This window comes from Pedobacter sp. WC2423 (assembly GCF_040822065.1).
Lineage (GTDB): Bacteria > Bacteroidota > Bacteroidia > Sphingobacteriales > Sphingobacteriaceae > Pedobacter.
This window is the reverse complement of sequence record NZ_CP162005.1, coordinates 4,876,795-4,896,365: the sequence shown is the minus strand read 5'-3', so window position 1 is coordinate 4,896,365 and position 19,571 is coordinate 4,876,795. Positions and strand designations below refer to the sequence as shown.

At 37.6% G+C, this 19,571-nt stretch carries 20 protein-coding genes; 3 read left to right on the top strand and 17 right to left on the bottom strand.

Translation table 11 applies throughout. The features are described from left to right. Positions 1-273: 273 nt before the first annotated feature. The 17 genes from AB3G38_RS20440 to tssD (AB3G38_RS20360) all read right to left on the bottom strand — a co-directional run bounded on the left by AB3G38_RS20440 (position 274) and on the right by tssD (AB3G38_RS20360) (position 15,514). Positions 274-798 carry a DUF962 domain-containing protein gene (locus AB3G38_RS20440; RefSeq protein ID WP_367865588.1) on the bottom strand — a complete coding sequence of 175 codons (525 nt, stop codon included), beginning with the start codon at positions 796-798 and terminating at the stop codon, positions 274-276. A 64-nt stretch (positions 799-862) separates the two neighbouring features. After that, complete coding sequence (rny, locus tag AB3G38_RS20435) at positions 863-2,425, bottom strand: ribonuclease Y (RefSeq protein WP_367865587.1); 1,563 nt, start codon at positions 2,423-2,425, stop codon at positions 863-865. 253 nt (positions 2,426-2,678) lie between these two features. Further along, the gene (locus AB3G38_RS20430; protein WP_041878266.1) at positions 2,679-2,969 is read right to left on the bottom strand and encodes a cell division protein ZapA; all 291 of its coding nucleotides are present in this window, start codon (positions 2,967-2,969) and stop codon (positions 2,679-2,681) included. A 31-nt stretch (positions 2,970-3,000) separates the two neighbouring features. Further along, on the bottom strand, positions 3,001-3,291 hold the full coding sequence (locus AB3G38_RS20425; RefSeq protein ID WP_367865586.1) for a hypothetical protein: 291 nt from the start codon (positions 3,289-3,291) through the stop codon (positions 3,001-3,003). A 54-nt stretch (positions 3,292-3,345) separates the two neighbouring features. Next, positions 3,346-5,745, bottom strand: a complete 2,400-nt coding sequence (pheT, locus tag AB3G38_RS20420) for a phenylalanine--tRNA ligase subunit beta (protein ID WP_367865585.1) — start codon at positions 5,743-5,745, stop codon at positions 3,346-3,348. An 83-nt stretch (positions 5,746-5,828) separates the two neighbouring features. Continuing rightward, positions 5,829-6,527 carry a DNA repair protein RadC gene (gene radC / locus AB3G38_RS20415; RefSeq protein WP_367865584.1) on the bottom strand — a complete coding sequence of 233 codons (699 nt, stop codon included), beginning with the start codon at positions 6,525-6,527 and terminating at the stop codon, positions 5,829-5,831. 59 nt (positions 6,528-6,586) lie between these two features. Then, the gene (gene rpsT / locus AB3G38_RS20410) at positions 6,587-6,841 is read right to left on the bottom strand and encodes a 30S ribosomal protein S20 (RefSeq protein WP_041878275.1); all 255 of its coding nucleotides are present in this window, start codon (positions 6,839-6,841) and stop codon (positions 6,587-6,589) included. A gap of 387 nt (positions 6,842-7,228) precedes the next feature. Continuing rightward, entirely contained in the window at positions 7,229-7,813 is a 585-nt protein-coding gene (locus AB3G38_RS20405) for a hypothetical protein (protein WP_367865583.1), read from the bottom strand. Between the two features lie 116 nt (positions 7,814-7,929). Next, positions 7,930-8,256: an Imm70 family immunity protein gene (locus AB3G38_RS20400; RefSeq protein ID WP_367868779.1), complete on the bottom strand. Its 327-nt coding sequence runs from the start codon at positions 8,254-8,256 to the stop codon at positions 7,930-7,932. A gap of 218 nt (positions 8,257-8,474) precedes the next feature. Further along, a complete protein-coding gene (locus tag AB3G38_RS20395) occupies positions 8,475-9,041 on the bottom strand; it encodes a T6SS immunity protein Tdi1 domain-containing protein (RefSeq protein WP_367865582.1) in 567 nt (188 codons plus the stop codon). A gap of 16 nt (positions 9,042-9,057) precedes the next feature. Further along, positions 9,058-9,939 (bottom strand): hypothetical protein, encoded by an 882-nt coding sequence (locus AB3G38_RS20390; RefSeq protein ID WP_367865581.1) that lies wholly within the window; start codon positions 9,937-9,939, stop codon positions 9,058-9,060. Between the two features lie 55 nt (positions 9,940-9,994). Next, on the bottom strand, positions 9,995-11,590 hold the full coding sequence (locus tag AB3G38_RS20385) for a hypothetical protein (RefSeq protein WP_367865580.1): 1,596 nt from the start codon (positions 11,588-11,590) through the stop codon (positions 9,995-9,997). A 3-nt stretch (positions 11,591-11,593) separates the two neighbouring features. Next, positions 11,594-11,860 carry a hypothetical protein gene (locus AB3G38_RS20380; protein ID WP_367865579.1) on the bottom strand — a complete coding sequence of 89 codons (267 nt, stop codon included), beginning with the start codon at positions 11,858-11,860 and terminating at the stop codon, positions 11,594-11,596. A 28-nt stretch (positions 11,861-11,888) separates the two neighbouring features. After that, positions 11,889-12,836: a hypothetical protein gene (locus AB3G38_RS20375; protein WP_367865578.1), complete on the bottom strand. Its 948-nt coding sequence runs from the start codon at positions 12,834-12,836 to the stop codon at positions 11,889-11,891. 3 nt (positions 12,837-12,839) lie between these two features. Next, on the bottom strand, positions 12,840-14,615 hold the full coding sequence (locus AB3G38_RS20370; protein WP_367865577.1) for a type VI secretion system Vgr family protein: 1,776 nt from the start codon (positions 14,613-14,615) through the stop codon (positions 12,840-12,842). Positions 14,616-14,687: 72 nt separating this feature from the next. Further along, a complete protein-coding gene (gene tssD / locus AB3G38_RS20365) occupies positions 14,688-15,083 on the bottom strand; it encodes a type VI secretion system tube protein TssD (protein ID WP_041878824.1) in 396 nt (131 codons plus the stop codon). A gap of 35 nt (positions 15,084-15,118) precedes the next feature. After that, positions 15,119-15,514, bottom strand: coding sequence for a type VI secretion system tube protein TssD (gene tssD, locus AB3G38_RS20360; RefSeq protein WP_367865576.1), 396 nt, complete (start codon positions 15,512-15,514; stop codon positions 15,119-15,121). A 682-nt stretch (positions 15,515-16,196) separates the two neighbouring features. On the opposite strand from tssD (AB3G38_RS20360), the gene purN reads away from it, so the two are divergent. The 3 genes from purN (at position 16,197) to AB3G38_RS20345 (ending at position 19,482) form a co-directional block, all read left to right on the top strand. Further along, entirely contained in the window at positions 16,197-16,775 is a 579-nt protein-coding gene (gene purN, locus AB3G38_RS20355; protein WP_183865827.1) for a phosphoribosylglycinamide formyltransferase, read from the top strand. 73 nt (positions 16,776-16,848) lie between these two features. Next, positions 16,849-18,375, top strand: coding sequence for a bifunctional phosphoribosylaminoimidazolecarboxamide formyltransferase/IMP cyclohydrolase (purH, locus tag AB3G38_RS20350; RefSeq protein ID WP_367865575.1), 1,527 nt, complete (start codon positions 16,849-16,851; stop codon positions 18,373-18,375). A gap of 84 nt (positions 18,376-18,459) precedes the next feature. Further along, the gene (locus AB3G38_RS20345; RefSeq protein ID WP_037440490.1) at positions 18,460-19,482 is read left to right on the top strand and encodes a rod shape-determining protein; all 1,023 of its coding nucleotides are present in this window, start codon (positions 18,460-18,462) and stop codon (positions 19,480-19,482) included. The last annotated feature ends 89 nt before the right edge of the window (positions 19,483-19,571 follow it).

Sequence of the window (19,571 nt, the reverse complement as noted above, 5' to 3'; positions counted from 1 at the left end):
TACAGATGAATTAAAATCCTACTAAAAACAAGTAAAAATGAGTCATTAAGGCCACGAAAAGGAGTTTAGAAGGCCTTAATAATATTTCCCCGGATGCTTAAGAAGCCTTAAAATAGTGTTTCCCTAATATTAAGCTTACGTTAACTCGACACAAATCAGTATATATCGCATAACAAAGCCGCTGAGTATTACCCAGCGGCTTCATTTTTTTTAACGCGTTTAAGCTATTGAGCTGAAGCGATAAGCATAGCCCGTCAGCTAAATCGCAGGCAACTAATATTTCAAGCCAACCTTCAGACAAATAAAGTGTAATAACCAGATCGGACCGATTAACAGAAACTTAACATCCTGTAAAAATGAAGGTTTCTTTCCTTCGATTTTATGACCGATGAACTGTCCAATCCAGGAGAGCACAAAAATTACTGCACAAACCAGCCACAGCGCAGGTCCACCAGCCAATTCCCATTTCTCCAGCTGTACAATTACAGCAGCAGCAGCAAAGACTAATAAGATCATCATATAAGAAAGTACCGGCGAAAGACGATAATAGTAATAGCCTGAAAAAGCAATTACAAAAGAAGCCCAGTTCACAAATCCATTATACTTTCCAAGGAAAGCCAGATGTGGGAAAGGAATAGCCCAGATCATTCCTAGTAAGCTAAATACGATCAACGGCACACAAACCCAGTGAATCAGTTCATTACTGGGATTCTGATGACTTTCTGAGTAGGTATCAAATAGAATATCCACTTCCTTTTTACGTTCCAATTTTTCCACCGGGGATTTCTGCTTCTTCATTGTATAAAAATAAAAAAAAGCGATAGAATAATCTATCGCTCCGGTAATAATATTATTTAGCTGCTTATTTAGCAAAGGCAACTGAACGGGTTTCTCTGATTACAGTAACCTTGATCTGACCAGGATAAGTCATCTCTGTTTGAATACGATTAGAGATATCTGCTGCCAGTAATTCTGCCTGCTGATCAGTTACTCTTTCACTTTCAACTACTACTCTTAACTCTCTTCCCGCCTGAATAGCAAAAGTTTTCTCTACACCAGGATAAGAAAGAGCCAGCTCTTCTAATTCTTTTAAACGTTTGATATAACTTTCCACAACCTCACGTCTTGCACCAGGACGCGCACCAGAAATTGCATCACAAGCCTGTATGATCGGTGAGATCATAGAAGTCATTTCGATTTCATCATGGTGAGCTCCGATTGCATTACAAATTTCAGGATGTTCCTTATATTTTTCTGCAAGCTGCATTCCTAAAATAGCATGTGGCAATTCAGGGTTATCATCAGGTACTTTACCTATATCATGTAATAATCCTGCACGTTTGGCCATTTTAGCATTTAAGCCCAATTCTGCGGCCATTGTTGCGCAGAAGTTAGCCACCTCACGCGAGTGATGTAATAAATTCTGTCCATAAGAAGAACGGTAACGCATACGTCCCACCATTCTGATTAACTCAGGGTGCAAACCATGAATCCCTAAATCAATAACCGTACGTTCACCGATTTCTACAATCTCATCTTCAATTTGTTTCTTCGTTTTCGCTACCACCTCTTCAATACGTGCAGGGTGAATACGTCCGTCAGTTACCAGGCGGTGTAAAGCCAAACGGGCAATCTCTCTTCTTACCGGGTCAAAACCTGATAAAATAATAGCCTCAGGTGTATCATCTACAATAATCTCAATACCAGTCGCTGCTTCCAGTGCACGGATGTTTCTACCCTCACGCCCAATTACACGACCTTTAATCTCATCACTCTCAATATGAAAAATAGAAACCGTATTTTCGATCGCCGCTTCTACAGCTGTACGCTGTATAGTCTGGATAACGACTTTTTTAGCTTCTTTAGTTGCAGTTAACCTGGCCTCATCTACAATATCCTTAACCTGGATCATCGCCTGAGTTCTGGCTTCCTGCTTCATGTTCTCTACCAACTGATTTTTTGCTTCTTCAGCACTTAATCCTGCAATAGTTTCCAGTTGTTTCACATGCTGATTTTTCAGCACATCAACTTCTTCTTGTTTTTTAATCGCAATATCAGTTTGTTTATCCAGGTTCTTCTTACTGTTATCCAGCTCCTGTTCCTTGCGGTTCATGTTTTCCAAACGTTGATTCACAGATTGTTCTTTCTGTTTAATAGCGTTCTCTCTTTGATTTACCTGGTTATTTTTTGCATTTACTTCCTGCTCGTGCTCAGTCTTCAATTGTAAAAACTTCTCTTTAGCTTCCAGTAATTTGTCTTTCTTTAAGATCTCTGCATTACTTTCAGCTTCTTTTAAGATCTTCTTCACTTTTGACTGTGCAGCAATCTCCTGTTTTTTCAACAGGTTGCGCAGTAAATATCTGCCAACCAGTATCCCAACAACTAAGCTGGCCAGTACATATCCAATTATTCCTATTATTTCCATTTTTAATTTATATATATAAACGTGCATAAACATAAACTATGCTCATGCAAGCCTCTCCTTACCTTTCTAAAATTCCGACTTAAAAAAAACCGCTGTTCAATTTTAAGTTTCCTGCGCTACTGCCCTAAATACATGCAATGATTAACAGCAACTGATCCCAGCCACCTGCCTGTATTTAAAGATTACGAAACATGAAACAAAAAATTCAACAACGGTTAAATCTCTTTATACGCTTTGAAATTACGGACCGACCTTATTTGGTGAAAAAGTCGTTCAGTAAACTATCTAATTCTTCAACTTTTTCAGCTACTGCAGTATCTTGATCCTGCACTTTATTTTCTACCCTTAACACAGCTGTTGCATAATGCAATACTGCCATAGATAGCAAATCCTGTTTATCTCTGACCGCATAATTTTCCTGATAGTCCTTTATACGCTCATTAATAATTTTGGCTGCCCGCCTTACAATTTCTTCCTCTTCCATATTTACCTTTAAAGGGTAAATGCGGTCCGAGATAGTTATTTTTATCGAGATTTCTCCCATTTCTTAGCTTTGTTTCAATTTCGTGTAATCCCTATTTTTTAAGCAACACTACACATTTATCGATTTCACGCACAAAATCGTTAATTTTTTGCTTTATATCAAGTGTCTTTTCGCTTGTTCCTTCAATACTCTTCGCCAATTTAAGCACCCTCATCTTCTCCTCCAAATCTGAGTTCTTAATTTTTGCCGCATTCAAGGCTAACTTAACAGATGAATTCTCCTGCTTCAACAACTCGTTTTCCTCTTGTAATGCATTACAAAGCTCGATAAGCCGGGCCGCTTTATGTAATACTGAATCTAATTGTTCTGCAACCGAAGACATCTTTTATTTAAAAATTGATAGTATTTATATTATTCCTAAAAGTAACAAATAAAATTACTTTCTTATCTCTGCTTTCGCACTTTGGGCTAAGTTAGCGATAATCTTTTGCATAACTGCATCAATTTGCTTGTCAGTCAAAGTCTGCTGATCATCCTGCAAAGTAAAGTTCAGTGCATAAGATTTTTTATTTTCAGGCAGTTTATCACCAACATACACATCAAATATCTGCACATTCTTCAGTAATTTCTTCTCTGTTTTGAAAGCTATTGTTTTCAAAGCCTCGAAGGTTACATCCGTATCTACCAGCATAGAAAGATCTCTTCTTACCGCAGGGTATTTAGGGATCTCTTTACTGATTACTTTATTCTTTCTGACAATATCCAACAATAAAGCCCAGTCAAAGTCTGCATAATAAACATCCTTATCCACATCCGTCTGCTTTTTATCTGCTGCTGTTACCGCACCAAAAGTAACAATCGGCTGTGGCCCTCTGAAATACTTTAATCCGAAAGCAAAGTTCTCATCACTAATTTCTTCCGTCTGGTAATTCGTGATTCCCAATCTGCCGATCACGGCATCAACTGCGGCCTTCAAATTATAAAAACTTACCGGAGCAGGTTTTTGGTTCCATTGTTCTGTAGCATCCGAACCAGAAAGCACCAATAACAATCTTGGACGCTCTACATATTTTTCATTTATTAAATGATAAGTTTTACCAAACTCATAAAACTTAACATCTCCATTTTTCCTGTTCTGATTATAAGCAACGCTTTCCAGTGCCGGCATCAGCAAACTCTGACGCATCACATTCAAATCCGAACTTAAAGGATTCAGGATCTGAACTACCTCTTCCGTATTTTTAGAATAGGTACCTTTAGTTAAAGAGTTACACCAGATCTCCAGGTAGCCATTAGCCGTTAACATATCTGCAACCACGTGTTGTGTCTGCTCTCTGTCTGGCTTGGCAGAAAAAGTAAGTGAAGCATTCACTTTATTTGGAATCTCAATATTATTATAACCGTAAATTCTTAAAACCTCTTCCGTGATATCACACTCACGTGTAACATCTACTTTAAAGCTTGGAACTTTTAAAGATAAACCTTCAGCTGTTTCTTCGGCAACAACAATTCCTAATGAGGTAATAATTGCTTTGATTTCCTCATCCGGGATAGCTGCACCAATCAGCCTGGTAATATTTTTATAACTAACCTCTACATCAAAAGGAGCAACCGGCGCTGGATATATATCTGAAACCACAGAAGAAATCTCTCCGCCTGCCAGTTCCTGAATTAGTAAGGCAGCATATTTTAATGCGGTAACTGTCATTTCAGGATCCGTACCACGCTCATAACGGAAAGAAGCATCCGTTTTTAAAGTATGTCTTTTCGCCGTTTTACGTACCGATACTGAATTGAAATAAGCACTCTCTAAAAATATATTTTTAGTTTCAACACTCACTCCAGAATTCTTGCCACCGTAAACACCTGCAATCGTCACTGGTTTCTCTGCATCACAGATCATCAGATCTTCAGCAGATAACTTACGTTCCACGCCATCCAAAGTAACGAACGGAGTTCCTTCAGCAACCTTCTGCACAATGATCTTTTTTCCTGCCAGCTGATCTGCATCAAAAGCATGAAGCGGCTGACCTAAACCATGAAGCACATAATTGGTAATGTCTACTATATTATTAATCGGGCGGATGCCGATTACCTTTAATTTATCCTGTAACCAGTCCGGAGAAGTTTTAACCGTTACCCCGCTGATTGAAACACTGCTGTATCTCGGGCAGGCAACTGTATCAGCAACTTCAACTGCAATCTTTAAATTTTCATTTGCTGTCTTAAAAGAATCAATAGCCGGCATTTTCAAATCAATTCTCAGGTAAGCCGCTAAGTCTCTGGCTACCCCTAAATGTGAAGCTGCATCAGCTCTGTTTGGCGTTAATCCGATTTCAAAAAGGTAATCATCTTCCATTTTGAAATAATCTTTCGCTGGCTGGCCGATGAGTGCATCTTCCCCAAGAACCATAATACCAGCATGAGAACCTCCCAAACCAATTTCATCTTCTGCACAAATCATTCCTTCAGAAACTTCGCCCCTGATTTTTGATTTATTGATTTTAAAAGGTTCTCCTTCATTCGGATAAACAGTAGTTCCTACTGTAGCCACCACAACTTTTTGTCCTTCGGCAACATTAGGCGCACCACATACAACCTGTATCGCTTCTGCACCACCAACATTTACCGTAGTAACCCTTAGCTTGTCTGCATTGGAATGTTGAACGCATGTAAGCACATGGCCAATCACTAATCCTTCCAGACCGCCTGCCACTGGTTGCACTTTGTCAAGGCTTTCCACTTCCAGACCGATATTGGTCAGAATCAATGAAAGCTCTTGTGGGTTAAGGTCAGTTTGTATGAATTGTTTAAGCCAGTTGTATGATATCTTCATGTTATATTTTCTTCTAAAATGCAAAGATATAAAATAATGCTTTGCTGTATATTGATTAGCCCATAAACATGGAAGAATTGACATTAAATAATTTCTTCATCCGCCATGCTGTAGAACTTTTTATTGGTAATAATGAGGTGATCCAGTACTGGGGTATCTAATAATATACCCGCTTCAACCAGCTTTCTAGTGACTTCAATATCTTCTTTACTAGGCTTGCAGTTACCCGAAGGATGATTATGTGCGAGGATGAGATAAGCAGCCTTCATGGCAATTGCTTTTTCAAAGATGATTTTAGGGTCAACGGTTGTACTTGCCTGCCCCCCTTTACTAATCATATGTTTGCAGATCACAAAATTGGCTTTATTTAAAATCAGCATCCAGAATTCTTCATGATCCAGATCTGCCAGCACAGGGCGTAACAAATCAAATGCGTCATTGGAAGAGTGAATCTGAGGGAATTCCTCATGAGGTTTTTCTTTTCTCCGGCGGCCAAGTTCCAGTGCAGCAATAATAGACAATGCTTTAGCCTCTCCTATTCCTTTAAACAGGATGAGTTCCTGAAAGGACGCCTTTGCTAATAAATCGAGATCGTTTCCATAGTTAAGCAGGATGCGCTGGCTCACCTCTACTGAGGTTTCACTTTTATTTCCCGAACTGATCAGGATTGCCATCAGTTCGGCGTCTGACAAATGTCTGCGGCCGTTCAGGATTAGTTTTTCGCGGGGGCGATCAGCAGTAGCTAAAGATTTAATTCCTATTTTCTGTTCATATTTTACCATAAACAAAAAAAACGGGATAAGCCAAAGCCTATCCCGTTTACAATATTGTAAAGCTATTACTATTTTAAGCCGTTAACAAATTTAGTTAACTTAGATTTGTTGTTTGCAGCTTTGTTTTTGTGAATAACATTTTTCTTAGCTAAACGATCTAACATAGAAATCACTTTAGGCAATAACTCCTGACCTGATTTTTTATCTACAGATGCACGTAATCTTTTAACAAAAGTACGAGTAGTTTTTGCTTGGTATCTGTTACGTAAACGTTTAGTAGCGTTTGCTCTGATTCTTTTTAAAGATGATTTATGATTTGCCATTTTTTAGTATAATAATATTTTTATATGTAAAGGTCTGATAATTAAAACAAACCTTGTTTATCCTTTTTCGGACTGCAAATATAGAACTTATGTTTTTAATATGCAAAACGATATTACAAATATTTTAAATAATATTTGATTAGCATGTGATATGATGCAGGGTGGGTTAAAAGAGCTAAGCTTCGGTTGTTAGGTGATCATCAAAAGAGCCTCCAAAAATATAATTTAGTCTTTGAGCATAAATTTCATCAGCAACCTGTCATTGCTAATACACTACGATCTTAAAATTCATAGAATTATTCTTTTAAACAATTCTAAAAAAAAATTGGTTTATCACCAATTTAAGAAATAGCAGTATACTTTCCCTTAAGTGCATTACTTGCGACTTTAACAAAAAAAAGAATCTTCTTCCTTAATGCATTCATTTAGAAATACTGATACCTCAGGTATCCCTTTCCATCCCGCACAGGCGCACACAAGACCCACTCTAAAATCAGTATAGCCCTTTTCATTCACAATTGTTGATTTAGAAACATAATCTAAAAAGAATAGAATTTCCTTCAATGAAGGCATCATTTTATCTTCTCCTAATACTTCAAATGCACTACTAACTACTTCAAACTTACCAAAGCTTAATAGATCCAAAATTGGATTAACATCTTGGATATTAGCTCTTGCAATCCTAACGTAAGCTTTAACCGCACTAGAAGTAACCATATCATGCTCTTTATTTTCTTTACAGATCTTATAAAAAGCCTCTTTACTCTCTTTAAACCTAATAAGCCCAAGACTTTTTATCATCTCAACCTGTGTTTCCCAAGCCTTTGGGTTTTTAATTTCATTCTGATAAGCATTCCACAATGGTCCACCTAACTCAATTATCTCATTTTTCCCAATTAATTTAGCTGCAGCTCTTCTTAATGTTGATTTACTGGCAATTAAATTTGAATGTATTTCTTCTATTTTATCCATATATCATTTAAGATCTAAAAACCTAATAAGATAGTGACACTCCTTAATCTGGACTACATTTACTAATAAATCTTATGGCATATGATTGATCAATATGGAGAAGCAAAAAGATAAAACTAAAGACTTTTGATAGTCAAAACTTTTTTCACCCTTGCTGCTGTATCCAATGCTTTTAAAAAGGTTTCAAATAAATCTTCCCCATCACTAGTATAAAAATAATTAGCCAAATTTGTTATATGAGCAGCTATGTTTTCACCCAACAGAGGACGTTTCTCAAGATTTTCTATATCCCATATAACACAACCCGGAGCATATTCCCTGAACATTTCTCTTATTAAATTAATCTCGTTTACTGCTTCAGGAATATTTTCTACTAATAATTCTTTAGAATATAACTCTTTCATTATAAAAGGAAATTTCGCTCCCCATTTGTTATCCTCCAGATTATAAGCAATTGAAAAAAAAAACCATGTAAAAAATCACCCGTACCTATCTTATAAAATATGGGACCAACTTTCAAACCTACCATATTATATTTCGAGACTTTATTAATAATCTTAGTAATCCTACTATTAGTAATTACCATTCAAAAAAGTAGATTTTTTCCAACCATCTATAAAAACCGCCACATTGGGCGGTTTCAAGTATTACCAATTGAATACTATTCTATTTTGCCTAGCATCTGAGCAATCATTGATATATGCTCCCTTAATTTTACTTTTTGTAAATTTTCTGCTTTTTCATAACCGCCGATTCCAAGTAAAGGGACATAACCATAATACTCATTGAATTCTAAAGCCCCTAATCTAACTTTTGCAGGTGAATAGTTTTTATTTTTAAAATGATCTAGCACATAACCATCTTCAGTTAAATCCATATCGAAAAACCAAGACATATCATCTCCACTTTCTATTATGCTATAATTCCCATGCCTAAAATCAACTAATCGTATTGCATCTCCTACCCATACAATAAAGTCACCAAGACCAGTAACTGCAAAAACTATTTCTTTATTATTTTCGGTATTATATCCTTCATTTAGAATTGGCTGATATATTTCAGGATTTACGATTTTCAGATATCCATTCATGTATATACCAAAACCATATTCCTGCCAGAATTCTATCAATTCAGCCGGAAGTTTATCTTTATAATTATCAATTACCTGCTTGGATGGTTTTTCAACAATATTATAATCAGGATATTTCGCAAAAAAATCGTCAAACATTTTACCAGAATCTCTATTAATCCATCTTAGCTATTACTTTATCAAAAAGCTCATCCTGAGGTAATGGAGAAGTTCCTTTAGCTAGCTTATTTAGTTTCAGGTTCATCAATGGGTGGGTGAATTTTTCAGGATTAGGTAAGCCATTTTTCTCTCTAATACTCAACCAAGCTAAAACTTCAAAAGCATAAACAAACCATTTTGTGCTGGAAAACTGCAAAAACATAGGATCCCTCTTTCCAGCGTTGTCACTTATATCACCGTGCGAAGCTTCATTTAAATGAAAATCACAAAGACTTGAAACTATATCATCTAACAAACTTAAATCTGTTGTATCCCAGTTATCCAAAGCTTTCTGATAGACACCCATATCATCGGGATAGTTAAAATCAGACAAATCAATTGAATTTTGATATCCATAGTTTGCTATTTCTAATATAAACCATGAAGCTATTTTTATATCCCACCCACCATCTAAAAATTTTGTTTGCAGCCCTTTATTGACAATTTCAATTATAACTTCACTTTCTTTATACCATTTTTGAGATAAACAATTTGCAATCCAATATGCAGTTTTATCAAATGATAATTTAGGAGGATTGTTAGGATATAAATCTGCTAACTTATCTGAAATGATCAAGATGTGATAACCATTAGCACAAGCATCAATTTTATATGTAGTATAACCAGTTGTGAGTGATTCGTAAACAAAATTATCACTATACCAGTTATCTAGATATTCAAATTGTAAACGAATTGATTTCTTAAGTTTTTCTGATTTCAATTCTTCATTTATTTCATCAATTCTCCTTTGATAGTCTTCTTCTTTTCGTGTTGGCTTATCAAGCCATACCTTTAATTCGGCAACGGTTTCTTTAACTTTTTGTTCTGTTGAATTCATACTAGTTTTATCTTTTCACTGATCTATTATTCCACCAATTTATAAATAATATACATTATTTTGGGGGCTTAGGTACTTTTGGTGGTTTGGGTGTTTTAGGCGGTTTTGGGTCCCATTGTGTAACATTAGGATCTCCTGTTGCCCCAGTAGCATTATCTACAGGCACCTGATGAACTTCATAATCGACCTTATCCGCATTTTCTATCCATCGTTGTGCTGTTTCAGCATCTACTTTCATTTGTTCAGAATTTGGAGGTATCTGATAGTGTCCCTTGCCTTCGACTGCACGATTTAGCCTATCTTCAACATATTTTTCGCCTCCCATTCTCTGAGCCTCACTCAATTGGGACGAATTCGCCTTAACTTCAATACATTTCACATCACCGGTAAGAGGATTTCTAGCTATTACATCCACACCGTGTCCAGAATTATTTTGTACTTGAACAACATCTGTGTATCCTATTTTCTTAAGTTCCTCTATTACTTTTGCTTCACCCAGATCACCTTTAACTTTATTTGAAATAGTTTCGGGATCTTCAAATGTCTCATATTCTCCCTCCTGTTTTGCAGGCTCTTCATTCTTAATATTAGGATCTCTAACTACTTCCTCTCCATCTTGAACCGGCTCTCCATCTTGTGCAGGAGCCTCTTCCCCTTTACCCTTCCCTTTCGCTTCTTCCGCTGCTTTATGAACAGGAGAAAGCAACAAAGCCAATCCCGTAACATCCTGCCATGTCCCCTGCCATTCAAATGCGCCAGTTTCTGGATTATGAAAAGTAGTCAGGTTATTTACAGAATGATACATGCCCGTTTCCATTCCAAAAACACCTTCGCCTGCCGCGCCCCAGCCCGATTCTCCTGTACTACCATAATGTGTTAACCCAGATTGAGCAGCCGTAAGCCCCCTTAATCCTACCGCTGCCGCAGCTGTAGTATAAGCCGTAGATGCACTAGCACCTGCCCCCGCATACCCAAATGAAGCTCCAATATTTCTAAGAACATTCATTGGAGCACTCTTCGCAAACTGCAAAGCTGCCTGACCAAGCCCTCTGACCCCACCTGAAGCAAAAGCACCAGCTCCACCACTTAGCGCAGCTCCGCCCATACCAATGGCAGCACCAGCCATCATACCTTCCATTAATCCACCAATATAATTACCTGCGCCCAAAGATATAGCCTGGCTCCAGTTTTTAATTTGTGGGGCAAAAGAGATTACACCTCCTACCATACAAGTCATTGTACAATCCCCGGTGATCTGACGTACCCCCTGTACCGCAGTCATTCTGCTTTTTGGTACTTCTACCCATTTTCTTCCTTTGGCCGCCGTCTGACCACACAACAGCGCGCCTATGACAGCACCCCATGCAGCTCCGGCCAAACCAGCCAGTGCACCAAGTGCTATAAGTGCCGCACCGCCAGTTGCAACAGTCATAGCCGCTATAACAACAACGGCAGCAGCTATAATTGCATAAATCAGCATGGCTTTTTTACAGCTAAAATCTATCCAGCTGCTAGTGGATGTATCCTTAACCGTAATATACTTTTCTCCCGAGCCCTTCTTTGCCGTTTTTTGGGTAGATTGAAGCTGGGCCGGCATATTACCTTCAGTACATATCCAAAAGTCCTTTTCCGTAATTCTTTTATGCCCCATTATTTATACTTTTTGAATGGTCTGTTTACGTTTTATAAACCCCATGCCTAACCTTTCACCATGTCTGACTATTTTAAGCCCAAGGCTCAGAACCTCTACAGTTTCCCCAATATTTTTAGGTTCTTTACCCGAGAATTTCATCAGAACATTAGTACTCTTCCCATGATCAGCTAACTTTTCGGTAAAAACGCCAAATTGAAGTGTACAGATGCCGAGACGTAAAGTAGCCTGACTTAGAATTTTTATTGGTGCTCCTAATTTGTTCTCCATAACCAGATGATCTAAATTTAAACAGCTTCTAAAAAAACTTAAATTTCGAACCTGCTTCTTTATTTTCTTCTTCTAAAACAGAAGACTGCTTACTACTTTCCACGGGTTTAATTACTATTCCAGAATCGCTTTTAAGGATATACTTTAATTTGTTGTACAATTTCTTCTCATCGGCTATTTCAATCTTGCTCGTTTCCGCTTCCTGTATTCTTCCACTTTCATAATCCAGAATCCTTGTTTCTTCCTGCACTAATACAGTCATCAGATTTTTGATATCAATTTTAGTCGCGAACTGATTATAAGCCTCTTTGTAAAATTTGGAATTCAAGGCCATAGTTGGGACAGCTTTAGTTGTTACAGTAAGTGAATTGACACCATTTGCCGGAGGTAATGGAACAGAGCTATTAATCGAAAGTGTCCAATCCATCTCTACAGTATTAAAAATATTAGTCCCTTTAAAACTTGTTTTCACAGGTAAATCCACGCCATATATCTGCCCAAAATACACCCGTAAAAATTCATTCGCCTGAGCGGCAACTTTTACCTTTTCAGGACTGTTAAAAATCGAATCATTCAAAGAAATTGCATTTTTCAAGTCGTCATTTCCCGCAATATGTTTTTCCATCTCCGCTTTAGTCTGCTCCCACTTGGATAAAATCAGCTCATTATTCAGGACCTGTAATATGGTTCCCTTCTCATCTAATAATAAATGGAGTTCACTATACATTCTCCCAAATACCTGGCTAATTTGTGCAACCTCTCTTACCATGGGATTGTTAGCTTCCAATAACACATTATCTAATTGAATTAACCTAATCTCTATGCGGTTATTTTCAACTTTTAACACATTGAAATCATACCTCAGCTCTACAGTAGAGGTTACAAATACATCTACACCATTAACTTCAGACTCTATTCTGATGGTGTATTGTTCATGAAATGGTTGTTTGATGAGAATTTTAGAATCTTTGATCATATATTAATTAATAAAAACATCACCCATATCAATTTTTGTATCACCCCCAGTGATATGATTCTTACCCGTCATTGTATTATTTGTACCTGAAATCGTATTATTTGTTGAAGTAATAGTCATATCCTTTGTATTGATATTGGTCGTATCACCATTAATATCAATTTTCGAAGATTTCCCGTCTTTTTTCGCAATCTCAATTTCAGAAGCATGTATGGTAATCTTATCTTTCTCCAGGGTAATTGCCGCAGTACCATTAGTTAAAACCACAGTCTGGCTTGAAGTAACCGTAACCTTATTCTCGCCATCTACAACAATATGATTACCACCGGTTTTATCTTTTATCGTTATTCCTCCACCATCATTCAGCTGAACAGTATGCCCGCTTTTTGAAGTCAGACTTTTACTATTGTTACTCGCACTGCCCCCAGTCCCGCTTTTGCCGTGAAAAACACTTCCCATCACTATAGGCCGGGCAATATTCCCCTCTTCAAAAGCAACTACTACCTGATCACCAACCTCAGGAATAAAAACAAACCCCCTGTTTTTACTTACTTTATCACTGCTTCCTGCATCCGGGGTCATTACGCGCAACCATTCCGTAGCATCATTTACCTGACAAGCCCATTTAAATTTGACTTTTATACGGCCATGTCCCTGAGGATCATTATTATCTACCACATCTGCCAATTGCATATCAGCAAATGGCTTCTGCACATGCCTCACCTGGAGCTTCTCACTATCTGCTGCTACCCCTTCAAAAGTATGGTGATAATGACCGATACCATCAATTTCATGGCGTATAGCTGTTACTACGAATCTTCCAAAGTCCTCCACCTGAAAATCCAGTCCATTAGGCATACTCGTACTGATATCCACAATTTTCCCTATCCCTACTTTTGAATTATCTCCCTTTCCCGAGATACTCACTAAACCCGAAACCAAAGCTTTATGCTCATCATTTACAAAAGCATCGATCTCACTCTGAGAATTGACCCTGACACTTAAAGGTTGATTAAACCGCTTACTAAAAACATCATTAGAAGCAGAAATTGCGTGCGAAACATCCGAGAAACCGGAACTTGCTGCTACAGGCTCGGCACTCAGCAACTCATCCTGCTGAGAATGATAAGCGAATTTCTTATAATTTAAAGGGGCAATTTGCATCCCGTATTGCAAACTTTGAAGATCGCGCCCATAGATCAGTGCAATTTCTTCCTGTTTATCAGGTTTACCAAAATGCAGTACATGGCCATCATAATAAAACCATTCGTGGTATTCTGCAGAAAGCCTGTTGATAAAATCAAAATCACTTTCTTTATATTGTATGATATAATCGATGGTAGCGTTATTACCCGGATTGATTTGAAAATCAAGATCGTTCTGCGGCGTATCATTCGTAGCCTGCTGAAGGATGGTCTTCAGGTTTTTACCTAAATAAGATCCCAGATCCGGACCTCTGTCCAGTAGAATATCAGGGCTATAACCAGTTATAACAACATCTCCTCTGAAACCATGAGTTTGAGCAATCTCTACTTTAGTAACTATTCCTGTAAAAAGATTACCAGGCTCTCCCAGACGTCCAAATTGAATTGTTAAATTCTTTCCGATAAAGCTTTTAGACTTTGCGAGCGTAATACCACCAGTTTCTTCAACCTGGTCATGGTTAATACGAAGTTCGAAAGTATGATGTTCATTGAAACGCTGATCGAGCTTAAAAAGGCTGAAATGCGTTATAGGCACCTGTTCGATACTGATGTCTACTACTAATTTATTTACCATAACGTAGATTTGAGTCGTTAAAGCAAGCCGGAAACAAAATGCTTCCGGCTTGCTCAGTTTAGCCTGTTTAAATTAAGCTTTTGGCCAGTCATTGGTATGCTCAGCATTACCAATTTTCAGTTTACGGGCAGATACCACAAAACTTAAAGTCATTGGGGTATTGTCATTAACGGCAATCCCCTCATTGTACTGAATGATGTAACCATCTTCAAAATGCAACTCTTTCATCTTTGCATCTTCCTCACCTTTTTTGAAAACAATTGTACCTGCCTGTGGCTTGTACTGATTGTTAACCATTGATTCAATTACTGAAGTATCTTCAGTTGATTCAATTTCCAGGTGAATAGTTCCACCATAAACTCCTGATGAAGGACGTCCCTTTGCGTCTACATCTCTGTTTAATGAATAGCTGCACTGCAGCACATCGAATTCTTTAGACCCTAGAGTCAATCTGGTTTTAAATGCCATGATAATTTTTTTTAAATGTTAAACAATTTTTACAGTTAAGCCTTAGGCCAGTCATTAGTGTGCTCTGCATTACCCAATTTTAGTTTGCGTGCAGAAATCTGGAATTTCAATGTCATTGGATTATCTCCAATGATGTTAATTCCTTCTGAATACTTAACGATGTATCCATCTTCAAAATGAACTTCCTTCATCTTCGCATCTTCTTCAGATTTTTTGATGAGCAAAGTACCGGTTAAAGGTTTGTACTGATTGTTTACCATTGCTTCAACAACTGAGGTATCTTCGGTAGACTCGAGTTCGATATCGATCGTTCCACCATACACTCCGGAAGAGGGTCTTCCTTTTGCATCCACATCACGGTTTAAAGAATAGGCACAATGAAGTACATCGTACTCCTTGCCCGAAAAGTTTAATCTTGCTTTGAAAGCCATAACTTTAATTTTAGGGTTATTATTTGATTACTTTTTTAAGCAACGACAAAAATTCTGCCATTATCAGCTAATAATCAGACTAATACGATATAAATCCCAAAAACAGCCACTAGAAGACTACTGAAAACATATTATCATGAAATTAAAATTTTAACACACCGGGAAACAGCAGGACTGTATTCATTTTCAGTCAGATTAAATATTGAAGTGTATAAAATAAATAACACAGGTAAATATATCAGGCTTTTTAAGCTACGAATCAGAATAACGAACAGACAACAAATACCTAAAACAGGGTAGAAATAATATCTTTTCTACCCATTCCTGAAAGGTGTTTTGCAGGGGTACTGTAGGGATTGTGGTATACCAGAATATCAAGTTAACAGGTCTGGAATAGTTATCCGTCACAGGAGAAAAAAGAATTGAAATTTGAGATGAGAATAAAGCTTTTAAGTTAAAAAATGAATATATTATCATTAAACCCTTTCATTCAATACTCAAAATACTATTTTTGACAAAAAACCACTTTATATGGATTCAATGCTATTCCCAGATTGAATACCTAAATATAAACTGCTCATGAAGACCGGCGTAGCCAGCCTGAATACCATTAAAGAACAATAAACAACTCATGAAGACCGGCGAAGCCAGCCTGAATACCATTAAAGAACAATAAATGCTCATGAAGAAACGTATAGCAATCTTTGCCTCCGGTTCGGGTTCTAATGCCCAGAAAATTATGGAACTGTTCAAACATAGTCCAGAAGTAGAAATTGCGCTGGTATTGACCAACAACCCTGATGCATACGTTTTACAACGTGCAGATAATTTTGAAATTCCTTCTCACATTTTTGACAGAAAAGAATTCTATCAGACTGAATCTATCATCGATTTATTAAAAAATCTGGATATAGACCTGATTGTTCTGGCTGGTTTTCTCTGGCTGATTCCTCAAAACCTGATTGCAGAATATCCCGGCCGTATTATCAATATCCATCCTGCCATACTCCCTAAATTTGGCGGTAAAGGAATGTATGGAGATCATGTACACAAAGCAGTACTCGCAGCAGGTGAAACTGAAGGCGGCATCACCATTCATTATGTAAATGAAAATTATGATGAGGGAGAATATATCTATCAGGCAAAATATAAAATTGATAAAGATGACAATTTGGAAATGGTAAAATTCAAGGGACAACAGCTTGAACACCAACATTATCCCCGTATTGTGGAGAGTATTTTGAAAAAGATAAAAAAATAAGGCACTTTTTATCATTTCTCTCTGAAATTTATCGCTTAAAAATCATAATTTTGCGGCTCAAAAATCACACCCAATGAGTCAACAAATAAAGATCAAAAACGCTTTAATCTCAGTATATTACAAAGACGGTCTAGAACCACTTGTTCGCTTGCTAGCACAGCAAGGTGTTCAATTGTTTTCTACAGGTGGAACAGAACAGTTCATTAAAGACTTGAATTTACCTGTTACAGCTGTTGAAGATCTGACCGGTTATCCTTCTATTTTAGGCGGAAGGGTTAAAACTTTGCATCCAAAAGTTTTCGGTGGAATATTAAACCGCAGAAACCTGGCAGCAGACAAAGTACAGATTGCAGAATATGAAATTCCTGAAATCGACCTGGTTATCGTTGATTTATATCCTTTTGAAGAAACACTGAAAGCAGGTGGTTCTGAAGAAGAAATCATTGAAAAAATTGATATTGGTGGTATTTCTCTGATCAGAGCTGCTGCAAAAAACTTTAATGATGTAGTGATCCTTGCTTCAAAAGATGACTATGCAACCCTTCAACAACAATTAGAAGAGCAAAACGGCGAAACTTCTTTAGCACAACGTAAATCTTATGCTAAAAAGGCATTCCACACTTCTTCTCACTACGATACAGCAATCTTCAATTATTTCAATACCGAAGAGCCGCTTACTTTATTCAAACAAAGTATCCATACTGCAAAAACTCTTCGTTACGGAGAAAATCCACATCAGCAAGGCGTTTTTTACGGAAATCTGGATGAAATGTTCACCAAATTAAACGGAAAGGAACTTTCTTATAATAACCTGGTTGACGTTGATGCAGCAGTGAGTTTGATCGATGAATTTATCGAGCCTACTTTCGCGATCTTAAAACACACCAATGCCTGTGGAATTGCTTCGAGAGAAACAATCGGACAAGCATGGGATGATGCCTTAGCTTGTGACCCTGTATCTGCATTTGGTGGTGTACTGATTGCAAACCGTGAAATTGACTTAGCTACAGCGACCGAAATCAACAAATTATTTTTTGAAGTATTGATTGCTCCTTCTTATGCTCCTGAAGCAGTTGAACTTTTCAAAGCAAAGAAAAACAGAGTAATCCTTCAGCGTAACCCTGTTGAATTAGGTAAAAAACAATTCAAGACTTTATTGAACGGTGTGATTGAGCAGGATAAAGATTTAATTATCGAAGGCACTGATCAAATGGTTACCGTAACAGAGAAATCACCCTCAGCTGCGGAGCTAAAAGATCTTTTTTTCGCAAATAAAATTGTAAAACATACTAAATCGAACACAATTGTGTTTGTAAAGGACAATACTTTACTGGCAAGTGGAGTTGGACAGACCTCAAGAGTTGATGCTTTGAAACAGGCAATTGTAAAAGCAGATGCTTTCAACTTCAGTTTAATCGGATCAGTAATGGCTTCAGACGCCTTTTTTCCATTCCCTGACTGCGTTGAAATCGCTGCCGGAGCAGGTATTACTGCTGTTCTTCAACCAGGTGGTTCAATTAAGGATGCTGATTCCATTAACATGGCGAACGAAAAAGGTATCGCAATGGTAACCACTGGCATCAGACATTTTAAGCACTAATTTTTTAACTGCGAATACAATAAAAAGACGTAGTTTTACATTAAATAGTATATAGAATTTTTAATAATAACTTATCACCTATAAATGGGTTTATTTAACTGGTTCACACAAGAGGTTGCCATCGATTTAGGCACCGCCAACACCTTGATAATACACAATGATAAAGTGGTTGTTGATGAGCCTTCAATAGTTGCTTTTGACAGACAAACCAATAAAATTATCGCAATAGGCCGTCAGGCAATGCAGATGGAGGGTAAAACCCATGATAACATCCGTACGGTCAGGCCACTGAAAGATGGTGTTATCGCCGACTTTAACGCTGCTGAGGCTATGATCAAAGGGATGATCCGTATGCTGAACGGTGGAAAAGGCTGGATGTTTCCATCTTTGAGAATGGTAATCTGTATCCCATCAGGAATTACTGAAGTTGAAAAACGCGCAGTAAGAGATTCGGCAGAAATTGCTGGTGCAAAAGAAGTTTACTTAATTCATGAACCAATGGCCGCAGCTGTAGGTATTGGAATTGATGTAGAAGAGCCGATGGGTAATATGATCATCGATATTGGTGGTGGTACAACTGAAATTGCTGTAATTGCACTTTCTGGTATCGTATGTGACCAGTCTATCCGCGTTGCAGGAGATAACTTTGACTCAGATATCGTAAATTATATCCGTCGTCAGCACAATATTATGATTGGTGACCGTACTGCGGAAAAAATCAAAATTGAAGTTGGGGCTGCTTTACCTGAATTATCAGATCCACCAGCAGATTTCGCAGTACAGGGAAGAGATTTAATGACAGGCGTACCGAAACAGATCACTGTTTCGTACACTGAAATTGCACACTGTCTGGACAAATCTATCTCTAAAATTGAAGAAGCAATTCTGAAAGCACTCGAGATCACTCCACCAGAACTTTCTGCAGATATTTACCAGACTGGTATTTACCTGACAGGTGGCGGAGCATTATTACGCGGACTGGACAAACGTGTTGCAGCCAAAACTAAACTTCCGGTACACGTAGCAGAAGATCCATTACGTGCAGTTGTTCGTGGTACTGGTATCGCACTGAAAAATATAGGTGGCTATAAGTTTTTAATGCAATAAATTAATCATTACATACAGTATTAGAAATGTGAGCCGCTTGTATAAAGCACTCACATTTTATCATTAAATAAAAATGAGTACTGTAGCTC